The organism is Candidatus Pantoea symbiotica (assembly GCF_056491525.1).
The window spans coordinates 761,164-773,838 of the sequence record NZ_JBSZHR010000003.1; the positions used below are offsets into that span (position 1 = coordinate 761,164).

Consider the following 12,675-nt stretch of genomic DNA (forward strand, 5'->3'; position numbering starts at 1 on the left):
GGCAGACTTCTGAAAACACGCGCCGACCGGGAAAAGTCGTTGAATCCCAATACGGCGCGGGTTACAACGTTTGACTTTAGTCAGGCCTCCTTTGCCGGAGTACTTCTTTACTGCATAACCACGGAATTCTATGCCGCACACTTACCGACCATGGATGAAAAGGTATTGGCTGGTCTGGCTACTGTTAACGCTGATCACCTTGATAGCGTTATTTGCCGATCAAATTTTGCAGCAGCAGCGTGTGGGCGAGGCGCAATTTAATCAGCAATTTAACCGCCTTGCCGCCTATCAAACGCAGAATGAAACGCTGTTGCCGCTGCTGAATGGCGATGAGGATCTCGCTGCTTTGCAGAGCAAATTCCCGCAGCTTGTCCTGCTGGAACACACCGTAAATCGTCCGTTAACCGCGCCACGTTTTGAAGAAGTCAGCGGTGGACGCTATTGGCTCTACAACCCTTACCGCCAGATCCGCATGCTGATCGATTTGCACTTTGCCCTGCAAACCTCGGATGTGGCGCTGGCGCTGGCTTTTCATATCCACGCGCCGCCCGCCATGCAAACGGTGAACTATTCGGACTCGGCGCGTTGGCAATGGCAGCGGCCGTTCATCAATCACTATCAGCCGTTCTTGCTGAAAGGCAGCGCCAATCCTGACTGGCGTGCGCTGCATATGCTGCCATTTACGCTGGCGCTGCTGTTGTGGCTGGTGATTGGCGGCCTGGGCTGGTGGCTGTTGCGTCACTGGCGTCAGCATGTGGAGATGCGCCTGCGCGCGGACTATTTCCAGCGTACGCGGCGTGAAGCGCTGGGCGAGTTTACCGCCGGCATCATTCATGAAATCAACCAGCCGCTGACCGCCATTAACACTTGGTTGCATAGCAGTCAGTTACTGTTGAAGCAGGGTAAACACGAAAATCTGCCGCAGGCGCTTAACGCGATGAGCTTGCAAACCGAGCGCCTCGCGGCGTTGCTGCAACGTTTTCGCGACATCGTGAGCGAACGTCCGGTGGCAATGACCGCCGTGAATCCGGAAGCCATCTGGCGGCGCGTGACGCTGCTGCTGCAACAGGAACTGGATGATGGCGATGTCGCGCTGCGTCAGCAGTTGCAGCACGGTCAGGCGAAAGTGCTGAGCGATCCACATTGGCTGGAACAGGTGTTCCACAACCTGTTGCAAAATGCCATTCACATGCAGCACGGACGTCCCGATGCATGGGTGAATATTGCATCGGAACATATTCCACACGGCATCAAAATCATCATCAGCGATAACGGTCCCGGCTTCTCTGCGGAAGGATTAGCGCAGGCATGCATGCCGTTTTACAGCTCACGCGCCAATAGCATGGGATTAGGCATGACGCTGGTCGAGAGCTTGATGTTACGCATGAACGGCCAGCTGCGGCTGGCAAATCGCGCCGAAGGCGGCGCGGAGATTACCTTAATTTTCCAACTGGCGGAGTAACGGAATGGTCGCAAAGGTTTGGTTAGTGGATGATGATTTGTCCGTGCGTGAATCGCTCGGTTTTCTGCTTAAAACGCTGGAATATGACGTGGCCGATTTTGCCGATTTGGCCGCATTTGAAGCGGCCACGCAAGCGCAGGAACCGCTGCGCGGCTGTTTGCTGCTAGATGTGCGCATGCCGGGTATTAGCGGCCTGAGCTGGCTAGCAGAGCAGGGCGATCGCCATCCGCTGCTGCCAGTGATCATCATGACTGGTCACGGCACCATTGATGCCTGTCGTCGTGCATTTCGTCAGGGCGCGTTTGAGTTTTACACCAAGCCGCTGGATATAGAACCGCTGCTGGAAACCATTCATTTGGCATTCAACGAGAGTGAACAACGTGCCGAGCGCTGGCAGTCACAACAGGGATTGCAGGCGCGGTTTGCGCAGCTATCGGCGCGTGAAACTGAAGTGATGCAGCTGATGATTGCCGGGCAAACCAGCAAAGAGATTGCGCGTGATTTATCGCTGTCACCGCGCACCGTGGAAGCGCACCGTGCGGCAGTGTTTGCCAAACTGGAACTCAATAATCTCGCGCAACTGATTCACGCATGGCAGCAGCTGAACCAGGTATAACTACCTGGATGAACGGGTAATCGCCCGAATATTTCTTTTCTCTGCCGCGCTCTAAAGTGTCACTCACTATTAAACAGGAGTGACACATGAACATCCGCCTTTCTCTGATTGCCGCTGCGGCGGCCTTTGTTTCCTTCGGCAGCCACGCGGCATTAACCGAATCCAACCTTTCACTGGCTGACGCACAGAAGCTGGCAAGCGCCGCGATTCAGTCGTGCGCGGCGAAAAACTACAACGTTGCCGTGACCGTGGTTGATCGTGCCGGTGTGGTAAAAGCGGTGCAGCGCATGGATAACGCCGGTCCGCACACCGTGGAAGCCAGCCAGATGAAAGCGTACACCGCGCTCAGCACCAAAAACCCAAGCGGTAAAGTGATGGAAGCGGCGCAGAATAATGCTGGTGCGCAGAATATGCGTGATATTCCTGGCTTCCTGCTGTTGGCGGGTGGTGTGCCGGTGAAAAGCGGCGATCAGGTAATTGGCGCAATCGGCATCGGCGGCGCGCCGGGCGGCAATCTGGATGAAGCCTGTGCGATGGATGCGCTGAAAGCGTTATAACAAAGAGTAGGGTCGCCATTCATGGCGACTTGGTTACATGCGGCGTGACAGCGCAAAACAGATCAGCGGCATCGGCAAGGTAAACAGCAGCAGCAACCACAGCAGCACATACACCGCATCGATGCCGTTATTTTGCAGGTTGTTATAAAGCTGAACCGGCATGCCCTGCGGGAAATAGGCGAAGATCATCACGATGCCAAACTCGCCCATGGCACGCGCCCACGCCAGTGCGCTGGCGGTTGCCAGCCCCGGCGCAGCAAGCGGGATCGATAAACGCCAGAAACGCTGCCACGGCGACGCGCCCAATGTGCGGCCCGCTTCCAGAATCGGCTTTGGCACACCGGCAAACGCCGAACGTGCGGTGGTGACGAAGTAGGGCAACGCGCCGTACCATTGTGCCAGAATAAACGCGGCCGGATTATTCACCAGCGTCCAGCCAAACTTCCCCAGCAACTCGCCCGGCAAGCTATACGGCCCGTAAGCGCTCACCAACAAAATCCCCATCGCCAGCGGCGGCGTCAGCAGTGGGATCATCACCAGTAGTTCGACGATTAACCGCATCCGACCGCGCGCCTGCGACAGCCACCATGCCAGCGGCAATCCACTGACAAAAATCAGCAATAGCGCGATCACACCCAAACCGAGCGACGTAGCGATAGCATTGCCATCGCCCCACGCCAGTTGCAGATGCTGCCAGTTGGTGACGCCAATCAGCGTGAGAAAAGGCACCGCCAGCAATAGCAGTGCTGGCAGTGACAGCCACAGCGCGGTGGCGTGACGGGTTTTCATTATGGGTAGATCGAACCGCCTTTCGGCGCGGCATAGCCATTCTGTTTAAACAGCGCCTGACCCGGCTGACTCAGCATAAAATCGACAAAGGCTTTGCCGGCTGCGGTGCCGTGCGGGGCGTTTTTTAACACAGCGGCGTAGTAAACCAGCGGCTGCGTGTGCAGCACTTTGTCTTTGCCCGCGCTGTCTTTCACGCTGAAACTCACCGTGTCGTACCACTGTTTTGCCATCGCCGGATTGCTCAGATTAATCTCGTCGGGCAGTGCCACATATGGCAGATGCGCGGAGATCACTTCGCTCTCGTAACCGGCTGCAGCGTCAACCTGGCCGCTTTCCAGCCGCGTTAGCAGGCCGCCTTCCAGATGGGTTTGTGCCGGATTTTGATAGCCGCCCATAATTTTATCGGCGATGCCCGGCTGCTGGTAATACTTCTCGGCCAGCAGCAGGGTAAAGATGATGTTCTGACCTTTTGGATCGTTGATCGGATCGGTGCGACCAAACTTAATGCCCGGCGTTGCCAGTACCTTCAGCCAGCTGGCGTCGCTGCCTTTGCCCTGCGCGAACTGCTGCGCGTATTTTCCTTTCGGGCTATACGCTACCACCATGCTGGTGCTCGCCACCGGAATTGCATCATCAATCAATCCGGCATCTTTCAGGATCTGCATCGGCCCCGGCGTGATGGAAACAAACACATCGGCGATGATTTTTTTGCTCGCCAGCAAACGTGCCATGCCATAGGCGCCCTGGCCCTGACCTTCGTACTTGCCGTTATTTTGTTTAGCAAAGGCTGGACCTAATGATTGGTCCATCACTTTGCCCATGGAACCGGCGTAGGTCACGCGGATATCGGTATTCGCTTGTGCATGCAGACTAAAGCCCGCGCCGGCAGTGAGCAGCAGCGCGGTGAGGTGAGTAAATCGCATTCCCTTTCTCGCTATATAATTAGGTAGATAACGATTATCGGAGTTGTCATCAGCAGTGCAAGCGAAAATCTATTGCGAAATCATACCAAAGGCCCGCCACAACGGGCCGACGCGCTTAGGCAAGAATGCGTTTGGCCCAGGATTCAATCTCGTCGCCGCTACCGATATCCAGCTGCACCAAACCGTTGGTAATAAAGGTTGGTGAAACGTGGATGCCATTTTGCCGCGAATATTTGCTGTGCCATTTGATCTCATTTTGCAGTTCGGCACGCAGGAATGGTTCCCGTGCGTTAACGCCGCTGTACTGCTCCAGACGATCGAGAATCTGATTCGGCGTGGCGTCCATATTCGGGCCATGGCTGTGATCGGTAAACTCAAACTCTTCACGATGATCGGCCACCGCTTGCAGCACCTTTTTGGCTGCTGCTTTGCCTTCAGGCAAGGTTGAGGCGGCAAGGATGTATCGCACAATCACGCCGGAATACATATGCCATGGCTGTGATTGCAAACGGATTTTTAACGTCATCTTCTCTTCGCCCACTAATTTTAGTAGCGCGTCGAGCTTGTTGAATGCGCGCACAGAGAACGGGCAAGTGGGTTCCAGAAATACTTCAAACACTTTCGGGCCGTGGCCCCAAACCAGCGGATCGGCGTGTAATGCGGTGGATTGGCTCATGGTAATTCCCTGTTGCAGCGATAAAAGTTGCCTTACTTTGGCAAAGCGCTGCGCTGACAGCCAGCGCGGGCTTGTGCTTTTTTGTTACAAAGCCATTCGATTGCTGCAAAAGTGGCGAAAGAAAAATCGTTTTATAGATCCGCGAGCTACAAGAAACTCGGCCCGTAGCGGCTTTGCACAGAAAATAAGCGGCTATAGTTAATCCTGTTTCAACCTTCATACTTGTAGCATTTTTAGTTCATTTGCCTGGAGCCAAACGTTAAGAGCATCGAGGTTCAATGTGTTTGCCAATCTCTCCTGGAAAATCATTCATCAGGTTCTCAACGAAACCATTGCTGAGTTAATGGACGAACATCAAACGCTGGACGTTCCCACTCTGCGTGAGCGGCTGCTGGAGATGGCGGAGAGCGAATCCGATGAACTCATGGTGTTGTGTTACTGGCAAGCGAGCAGAGTGCTAACGCGCTTGCCGCCAACGGTAACCGCCAGCCAACTGATTGAAGAGGCGCGCGTCGCCTATCGCACGCCGATTAATCACGATCCGCTTTAACCCTTGATGCTTTTCAGCGGTTTAAACGCGTTAAAGCGGCTAAGTGACGGATTTATGGTCAAGAGCGGGAAACACGCTCTGCTAGACTTGCCCTGTCAAAAACCTGGATACAGAGGACAGTAATGAAAATCAAAAGTTATGCCGCCTTGAACGCGGGTGAAGCGCTGGTGCCTCACGAGTACGAAGCTGGTGAACTGGCTGCTGAAGAGGTGCAGGTTGAGGTCGATTACTGCGGTGTTTGTCACTCAGATTTGTCGATGATTGATAACGAGTGGGGCATCTCCTCGTTCCCGGTGATTGCCGGCCACGAAGTGATTGGTCGCATCAGCGCCTTAGGCGATGCGGCGCAAAACAAAGGCTTGAAAGTGGGCCAGCGCGTGGGCATCGGCTGGACGGCCAAAAGCTGCCAGCACTGTAACGCCTGTATCAATGGCGAGCACGTCAACTGTGAAAACGGTTCAGTGCCAACCATCATGAACAAAGGCGGCTTTGCCAGCCATCTGCGCGCCGACTGGCAATGGGTGATCCCGCTGCCGGAAGCGATGGATTACACTTCGGCCGGTCCGCTGCTGTGTGGCGGCATCACCGTGTTTAAACCGCTGTTGATGCATCATGTCACAGCAACCAGCCGCGTCGGCGTGATCGGTATCGGCGGCCTGGGCCACATGGCGATTAAATTGCTGCGTGCAATGGGTGCAGAAGTGACGGCATTCAGCTCCAACGCCAGCAAAACCGAGTCGATCAAAGCGATGGGCGCGGACCGCGTGGTTAACAGCCGCGACCCGCAGGCGCTGAATGCGCTGGCTGGGCAGTTTGATTTGATCATCAGCACGGTAGCAGTCGATCTCGACTGGGCGCCGTACTTCCAGGCGCTGGCGCCGCACGGTAAATTCCACACCGTCGGCGCGGTGATGAAGCCGTTTGAAGTACCGGCGTTCAGCCTGATTATGGGCGATCGCGCGGTGACCGGTTCCTCTACCGGTTCACCAGGCCAGCTGCGTTCACTGATGAAACTGGCATCGCGTGCGGATATCGCGCCGCAGGTGGAAGAGTTCCCAATGTCCAAAATCAACGAAGCGCTGGACCATGTGCGCGCGGGTAAAGCCAATTACCGCGTAGTGTTGAAAGCAGATTTTTAATACGTTGTTCGGTGCGCAATAATGCGCACCGATTTACCTATCGCACCTCCCTCCCAAACAGCATTCACTATCTTAATCCCCTGATTGTTCGGCATATAATTACGCATCGCTTTGATAAACTACTGTCAGCCAATCCAAACCGAGGACAGCAATGAAAATTTCCAGCTATGCCGCTCTGCAAGCGGGTGAGGCGCTGGTGCCTTACGAATACGATGCCGGTCCACTGGCCGCTGAAGATGTGCAGGTCGCGGTGGATTATTGCGGCGTCTGCCATTCTGATTTGTCGATGATCGATAACGAATGGGGCGGCTCGCGCTATCCGCTGATTGCGGGTCACGAAGTAATTGGCCGCGTGGTGGCTTTGGGTGATACGGCGCAAAACAAAGGGCTGCACATCGGTCAGCGCGTGGGCATTGGCTGGACGGCGAAAAGCTGCCAGCACTGCGATGCCTGTATCGAAGGCGATCAGGTGAACTGCGAAAACGGTAAAACCTCCACCATCAATAATCACGGCGGATTTGCCAGCCACCTGCGCGCTAATTGGCAGTGGGTGATTCCACTGCCGGACGCGCTGGATATTGCCACCGCCGGGCCGTTGCTGTGCGGCGGCATTACGGTGTTTAAACCGCTGTTAATGCACAATATCTCCGCCACCAGCCGCGTTGGCGTGATCGGCATTGGTGGTTTAGGCCATATGGCGATCAAACTGCTGCGGGCGATGGGCGCGCACGTCACCGCATTCAGTTCTTCAGCCGCGAAAACCGATTCGATTAAAGCGATGGGTGCCGATCGGGTGGTGAACAGCCGCGATCCGCAGGCGCTGAGCGAGTTGGCAGGGCAGTTTGATCTAATCATCAGCACCGTGGCGGTGGATCTGGACTGGAAGCCGTACTATCAGGCGCTGGCGCGCCGTGGCGCGTTCCATACTGTGGGCGCGGTAATGAAGCCGTTTGAAGTGCCGGCGTTTAATTTGATTGTTGGCGACCGCGCGTTAACCGGATCGTCAACCGGTTCGCCGGGACAGCTGCGGGCGTTGTTGAAGCTGGCATCGCGTACTGATATTGCGCCGCAAGTGGAAGCGTTCCCGATGTCGCAGGTGAATGAAGCGCTGGAGCATGTGCGTGCCGGGAAAGCGAACTATCGCGTGGTGTTGAAAGCAGATTTTTAACACGGTGCGGTTGGTAATAAGGTCGCCATGAATGGCGACCCTACGAAATCAGCCTCGGTCATCCTTTTCGCCGAGGAAGAAATACCACAGCGGAATTGACGTTAGTGCGGTAAACACCGTGGTGTACAACGCAATCATAAAGCCTTGCGTGATGTACATGGTCAGCGACCAGTGGCTGAACGGAATGCCATATTGATCGATGACGCCGCCGATAATTGCATTGCTCATCACCGTGCCGACAATCAGCGCCAGAATAAACAAACCGCGCAGGAAGTAGCGCATCTCTTTACGCTTCACGGCAAATCGCGCGCGAATGATGCCCAGCGGAGATTGCTGTGAGGCCAGCAGCGCCGCTTCATCGAGCGGGGCGCGTTGCTGTTTGCGCCAGCGCATAATATCCAGCAGCAGGAACGCCAGCAAACTCGCGCCCATCACCGGCAGCGCATAACCCAGCGCCAGCGCCAGCATCAACCAGGCACCTTTGGCGTAATGCGGCAACGCCATCCAGGTTTCGGTCAGGGTTTGTGCCGGATTCGCTTCCACATCTTTTGGCCGGCGAATCCACCACATGCGATAACCGAGCACAATCATGCTGCACAAACCGAGGCCAAAGAACGCCAGCAGCAGCTGATTAGGCAAACCAAACAGCACGCCCATATGCGCATCCACGCCCCAGCGCGTGAGCTTCGCCACCAGCGGGAAACTGGCAAAGTAGACGTGATCCACCACGCTAAAGTCCTGCGGATTCACCGACACCGCATCCACTTGCGTTGGCCAGCTGCGATCGATTTCCGTTACCGCCCACGCTTTGTCGGCGCTTTTCGGCTGACGCAGTTCGAGCTTCGCCGCGCTCAGTCCATCCTGACGCGCCGCATGCAGCACGCGATCCCAGTCGGCATCAGCGGCGTTATTACGCACCGGTTTGGCGGGTGCCGCCGCTGGTTTGGTCATGGATGACATCGGCATACTCATGCCCGACATATCCGCCCTATGCTCGGCGTGTGGATCGGCCGGTGCAGCAGGTGTATCGCTGTTGAGCGAGGTATTCACCTGTGGCGTCAACCAGTTCAGTTCAGTACGCATGCGATCGATATTGCCGCCCGCCCATTGCGACCACGTCAGGCCGGTCACCGAGAAGAACACCAAACCGATTGCCAGCGTCAGACCGAGTGTAACGTGCCAGTGGCGGCTGAAGGCGAAACCGCTGCGTGGCTGTTTTAGCTTACGTTTCGGACGCGTTCCCAGCCACAGCACCACGCCGCCCAGCGCGGCTACCCACAGCCAGGACGCCGCCAGCTCGCTGTAGTTGCGACCGAAATCGCCGAGCAGCAGGCTGCTGTGCAGCAAGTCGATGGTGGTGCGCAGCGGCAGCACGCCGCTGGTGCCGTAAACCGGCATATCGCCTTTCACTTTCAGGCTATGAGGATCGATAAACACCGCGCGCGACAGCGATGCACCGAGCGTGGAATCGCTGAACTGCACGCGCGTGGTATCCGTTGCGCCCGGCGCAGGACGCACCGCGTAGATATGCTGATTCTCGCCCGCATAAGCGCGGGCCGCGCTGATTTGTGCGGACAGTGGCTGCGCGTTGCCGTGTGGTTCAGCAGTCAGCGCATCGGCATAAATCAGGTTTTCCAGCTGGGGCGTTAACACATAAAGGGTGCCGCTGAGCGCCGCAACGAAGATGAACGGGGCGACAAACAGACCAATATAAAAATGTAAGCGACGTAGCAAATTAAGCACCGCGCCGCGCGGTGCTGCAGAGTGAGCAGCAGACAAAGCCGTCTTCCTTCCAAAAAGAAATTGTCTTAGCACATCGCTCGAGCTGAGCGTGCGCTGCAATAAATGGGGTCAGCAGGAAAGCGGTGCAGGCGGGGCGCGCGGACGATGAATGCTGCTAAAGCGACGCACAATCGGCGCAACCACGCGGGGCAGCGGCGGGGCGCGCGAGATCACCATGATCAGCCAGATGAACGGAATAAACACCCACATCAAAAGCGGGACATGCACCAGCAGATCACAATAGCCGCAGGCAAACTCGCCGTCGTCCATCATGTGATGGCTCATGCCGGGCATCGGCATATCCGCCATCATCATTTCATGATGGCTCATTGAGCTATCCATCATGCTGTGCTGCGGCATCGCCAGCAGCTGGCTTTGACGCTCCATAAGCGTTTTCGACACAATCGGCGCGACGAACAGCAGCAGCACCGCCACAATGGCGACGCAGGCAGTGAAACGCTGGCGAAAGTGATGTGTAAACGTCATGGTTGCTAGTGGATGATTCCGTAAATGAGGCGGAAGTGTAACGCGAATGCCGATGGTGGGTTAAAAAAATAGAGGTTATTTAAGGAAAAATTCGCACCTTTTGAAAATAATCACTTAAAGAGATGCGGCTGTTAACGTTAATGCAACCTGTTAAAAACAGAGTGGAAACATTAGGGCCAGGTGTAGGAGTGAATGGGCGCGCTTATTACGTGATGCACGTTAACGTGGGTCGGTCGCCATGAATGGCGACCCTACAAAAACCCGTAGGGTGCGCATTCATGCGCACCTGGATACAAAGCGCACAATAAATTGTGCCGCTACGGCTTGTACGGTGATTGAAGACGCCTTAAAAAATCGATCTTCCCAGCCGCTCGGTGAGTTTCTCCAGCAGCGCAGTGCCTGCTAAGGAGTTACCCGAATGATCCAGCGCGGGCGACCAGACGGCGATACTCATATCTCCGGGGATCACCGCCACAATGCCGCCGCCGACGCCCGATTTCGCCGGCATACCCACGCGCCAGGCGAATTCTCCGGCACCATCGTACATGCCGCTGGTCATCATCAAGGCGTTCACCTGACGTGCCTGGCGCGGCGAGATCACCGCTGATTCATCATCCTGTGTGCGGCCCTGATTGGCGAGATAGAGGAAGGTGCGCGCCAGTTCTTCACAGCTCATCGCTAACGAGCAGTAGTGAAAATAGGTTTCCATCACTTTGCTGACATCGTTATGAAAGTTGCCAAAGGATTTCATCAGCCAGGCAATCGCGGCATTGCGTGCCGAATGTTCGTATTCAGAGCGCGCGACGACGCGGTCGTAGTTGATGTCATTTTGCTGCGCCAGACGACGCACAATTTCCAGCATGCGCTGACGCGGTGCTGTCAGGCGGCTTTCCAGCAGATCGCACATCACCAGCGCACCGGCATTGATAAACGGATTGCGCGGTTTCCCTTGTTCCAGCTCCAACTGCACCAGCGAATTAAACGCCTGTCCGGATGGCTCTTTGCCGACGCGTTGCCAGATTTCGCCATCCTCATACAAGGTGAGCGCCACGCTGAGCGACAGCACTTTGGAGATCGATTGAATGGAGAAGCGTGTCGCGGCATCACCCGCCTGAAAACAGCGTCCGTCAGGCGTGCAAATGGCGATGCCGAGCTGGTCGGCATCCACGTCGGCCAGCGCCGGAATATAATCCGCCACTTTTCCCTGTTGGGTGAGCGGGCGAACTTCGCTGACAATCTCTTCTAGCAATGCATTACTGAGTTCCGACACCTTCACGCTCCTGCTGGTGCACATGCATGCGCACCCTACGAAAATTGACGCCGGGCATTCGTAGGGGCGCCATTCCTGGCGACCTACCCGCACGTCTCTGACAAGTCTGGACATTCGTGGCCAGGATGATGGTGATTTGCGTGCAGCGCGTCAATCGGCGGCGCGAAATTCTGTGAGCCTTCTGGGTGAAGCCTGCGTTACAGTGCGAGCTGATTTCATAAAATGTCGAGCCTGCGCGATGATAACTAACCTGTTTCGCGATTTTCCCGCCGCCGCACAGAACGGCAGCGCAGAGACGTTCGAAGCGCTGCTGACGCAGCCCAATCTGCATATCGAACGCATCGTTTCCACCGGGCAAGTCAGTCCGCCGGATTTCTGGTACTGCCAGACGCAAGGTGAATGGGTGATGGTTTTACAAGGATCGGCAGGATTGCAGCTGGAAGGGGAAGCGCAGGAGCGTATTTTGCGGGTCGGCGATTTTGTGAACATTCCTGCAGGCTGCCGCCATCGCGTCAACTGGACGGACAGCAGCGGCCCAACGGTGTGGCTCGCGGTGCATTATGGCGCGATTCCGGTTAGCGGAATCTGAACTGAGAAGCTCATCACATGCGAAAAATATATTCCATGTTATAAAATATGGAAAATTTATTTCAAATTGAGAGGTTCCTATCATGTCATCGCTCCCGTCACTTGAAACCCTGCTGCAGCAGGAAGCTGAGCATCGTTTACCGCAGTTTGATTTCGATTTAGCGTGGCAAATTGGGCAAAGCATTCAGCAGCGCGCCCGTGAAGACAATGCGCCTGTGGCTATCGAAGTCTATGCTTTTGGACAGGTGCTGTTTTTGGCTGCGTTGCCAGGATCCGCCCCAGAAAATCTGGAATGGATGCGTCGCAAGCGCAATACCGTGCTGCTGACCGGTCATTCATCTATGTATGTGGGGCTTTTCAATGAGCAGAAAGGCGAGCGGATGGCGCAGCAGGGTTACACTCGCCAGGAAGATTACACCGATCACGGTGGTTCCTTCCCGCTGCTCACTTCTCAGGGCGCGATCATCGGCGCAGTCACCATCAGCGGTTTACCTTCCGAAGACGATCATGCGTTGGCGTTGTGGGGGATTGCTCAGCTGCTGCGTTGATCCAGAATAACTGTAAAAAGGGTCGCCATGAATGGCGACCCTACAGGGATTTCGTAGGGTGCGCATTCATGCGCACCTGGGATTAGGTCGCCATAAATGGCGACCCTACGGTGAACAAACG

Annotated in this window: 14 protein-coding genes; 8 read left to right on the plus strand and 6 right to left on the minus strand. The window is 55.8% G+C overall.

The genetic code is table 11. The annotated features are described in order from the left end of the window. The first annotated feature begins 154 nt into the window (after nucleotides 1-154). The 3 genes from ACXIZX_RS24170 (at nucleotide 155) to ACXIZX_RS24180 (ending at nucleotide 2,635) form a co-directional block, all read left to right on the plus strand. Nucleotides 155-1,462 carry a sensor histidine kinase gene (locus ACXIZX_RS24170; RefSeq protein ID WP_479405287.1) on the plus strand — a complete coding sequence of 436 codons (1,308 nt, stop codon included), beginning with the start codon at nucleotides 155-157 and terminating at the stop codon, nucleotides 1,460-1,462. Nucleotides 1,463-1,466: 4 nt separating this feature from the next. Further along, a complete protein-coding gene (locus ACXIZX_RS24175) occupies nucleotides 1,467-2,078 on the plus strand; it encodes a response regulator transcription factor (protein WP_179452432.1) in 612 nt (203 codons plus the stop codon). Nucleotides 2,079-2,164: 86 nt separating this feature from the next. Next, nucleotides 2,165-2,635: a GlcG/HbpS family heme-binding protein gene (locus tag ACXIZX_RS24180; RefSeq protein WP_008109237.1), complete on the plus strand. Its 471-nt coding sequence runs from the start codon at nucleotides 2,165-2,167 to the stop codon at nucleotides 2,633-2,635. 33 nt (nucleotides 2,636-2,668) lie between these two features. On the opposite strand, the gene ACXIZX_RS24185 is transcribed toward ACXIZX_RS24180, so the two are convergent. From ACXIZX_RS24185 to ACXIZX_RS24195, 3 genes are all read right to left on the minus strand, one after another. Further along, entirely contained in the window at nucleotides 2,669-3,424 is a 756-nt protein-coding gene (locus tag ACXIZX_RS24185; RefSeq protein WP_179452431.1) for a molybdate ABC transporter permease subunit, read from the minus strand. Then, nucleotides 3,424-4,347, minus strand: coding sequence for an extracellular solute-binding protein (locus tag ACXIZX_RS24190; protein ID WP_479405288.1), 924 nt, complete (start codon nucleotides 4,345-4,347; stop codon nucleotides 3,424-3,426). The genes ACXIZX_RS24185 and ACXIZX_RS24190 overlap by 1 nt, the downstream gene beginning before the upstream one ends. 115 nt (nucleotides 4,348-4,462) lie before the next feature. Then, entirely contained in the window at nucleotides 4,463-5,023 is a 561-nt protein-coding gene (locus ACXIZX_RS24195; protein ID WP_479405289.1) for a thioredoxin, read from the minus strand. A 280-nt stretch (nucleotides 5,024-5,303) separates the two neighbouring features. On the opposite strand from ACXIZX_RS24195, the gene ACXIZX_RS24200 reads away from it, so the two are divergent. The 3 genes from ACXIZX_RS24200 to ahr (ACXIZX_RS24210) all read left to right on the plus strand — a co-directional run bounded on the left by ACXIZX_RS24200 (nucleotide 5,304) and on the right by ahr (ACXIZX_RS24210) (nucleotide 7,880). Beyond that, complete coding sequence (locus ACXIZX_RS24200; RefSeq protein ID WP_008107999.1) at nucleotides 5,304-5,573, plus strand: hypothetical protein; 270 nt, start codon at nucleotides 5,304-5,306, stop codon at nucleotides 5,571-5,573. A 122-nt stretch (nucleotides 5,574-5,695) separates the two neighbouring features. Further along, nucleotides 5,696-6,712: an NADPH-dependent aldehyde reductase Ahr gene (ahr, locus tag ACXIZX_RS24205; RefSeq protein WP_008108001.1), complete on the plus strand. Its 1,017-nt coding sequence runs from the start codon at nucleotides 5,696-5,698 to the stop codon at nucleotides 6,710-6,712. Nucleotides 6,713-6,863: 151 nt separating this feature from the next. Continuing rightward, nucleotides 6,864-7,880, plus strand: a complete 1,017-nt coding sequence (gene ahr, locus ACXIZX_RS24210) for an NADPH-dependent aldehyde reductase Ahr (RefSeq protein WP_479405290.1) — start codon at nucleotides 6,864-6,866, stop codon at nucleotides 7,878-7,880. A gap of 48 nt (nucleotides 7,881-7,928) precedes the next feature. Here ahr (ACXIZX_RS24210) and ACXIZX_RS24215 read toward each other — a convergent pair whose 3' ends face one another. From ACXIZX_RS24215 to glsB, 3 genes are all read right to left on the minus strand, one after another. Then, a complete protein-coding gene (locus ACXIZX_RS24215; protein WP_479405291.1) occupies nucleotides 7,929-9,659 on the minus strand; it encodes a DUF2534 family protein in 1,731 nt (576 codons plus the stop codon). A 72-nt stretch (nucleotides 9,660-9,731) separates the two neighbouring features. Next, the gene (locus ACXIZX_RS24220) at nucleotides 9,732-10,148 is read right to left on the minus strand and encodes a DUF2946 domain-containing protein (protein WP_479405292.1); all 417 of its coding nucleotides are present in this window, start codon (nucleotides 10,146-10,148) and stop codon (nucleotides 9,732-9,734) included. Between the two features lie 346 nt (nucleotides 10,149-10,494). Beyond that, nucleotides 10,495-11,418: a glutaminase B gene (gene glsB / locus ACXIZX_RS24225; RefSeq protein ID WP_175501710.1), complete on the minus strand. Its 924-nt coding sequence runs from the start codon at nucleotides 11,416-11,418 to the stop codon at nucleotides 10,495-10,497. Nucleotides 11,419-11,656: 238 nt separating this feature from the next. On the opposite strand from glsB, the gene ACXIZX_RS24230 reads away from it, so the two are divergent. Beyond that, nucleotides 11,657-12,007: a cupin domain-containing protein gene (locus ACXIZX_RS24230; RefSeq protein ID WP_061719033.1), complete on the plus strand. Its 351-nt coding sequence runs from the start codon at nucleotides 11,657-11,659 to the stop codon at nucleotides 12,005-12,007. 82 nt (nucleotides 12,008-12,089) lie between these two features. Next, nucleotides 12,090-12,554, plus strand: coding sequence for a heme-degrading domain-containing protein (locus ACXIZX_RS24235; protein ID WP_176972027.1), 465 nt, complete (start codon nucleotides 12,090-12,092; stop codon nucleotides 12,552-12,554). Nucleotides 12,555-12,675 lie beyond the last annotated feature (121 nt).

Coding starts and splice junctions, on each gene's coding strand:
- ACXIZX_RS24170 (WP_479405287.1), top strand. CDS start 155: ATGAAAAGGTATTGGCTGGTCTGGCTACTGTTAACGCTGATCACCTTG.
- ACXIZX_RS24175 (WP_179452432.1), top strand. CDS start 1,467: ATGGTCGCAAAGGTTTGGTTAGTGGATGATGATTTGTCCGTGCGTGAA.
- ACXIZX_RS24180 (WP_008109237.1), top strand. CDS start 2,165: ATGAACATCCGCCTTTCTCTGATTGCCGCTGCGGCGGCCTTTGTTTCC.
- ACXIZX_RS24185 (WP_179452431.1), bottom strand. CDS start 3,424: ATGAAAACCCGTCACGCCACCGCGCTGTGGCTGTCACTGCCAGCACTG.
- ACXIZX_RS24190 (WP_479405288.1), bottom strand. CDS start 4,347: ATGCGATTTACTCACCTCACCGCGCTGCTGCTCACTGCCGGCGCGGGC.
- ACXIZX_RS24195 (WP_479405289.1), bottom strand. CDS start 5,023: ATGAGCCAATCCACCGCATTACACGCCGATCCGCTGGTTTGGGGCCAC.
- ahr (WP_008108001.1), top strand. CDS start 5,696: ATGAAAATCAAAAGTTATGCCGCCTTGAACGCGGGTGAAGCGCTGGTG.
- ahr (WP_479405290.1), top strand. CDS start 6,864: ATGAAAATTTCCAGCTATGCCGCTCTGCAAGCGGGTGAGGCGCTGGTG.
- ACXIZX_RS24220 (WP_479405292.1), bottom strand. CDS start 10,148: ATGACGTTTACACATCACTTTCGCCAGCGTTTCACTGCCTGCGTCGCC.
- ACXIZX_RS24230 (WP_061719033.1), top strand. CDS start 11,657: ATGATAACTAACCTGTTTCGCGATTTTCCCGCCGCCGCACAGAACGGC.
- ACXIZX_RS24235 (WP_176972027.1), top strand. CDS start 12,090: ATGTCATCGCTCCCGTCACTTGAAACCCTGCTGCAGCAGGAAGCTGAG.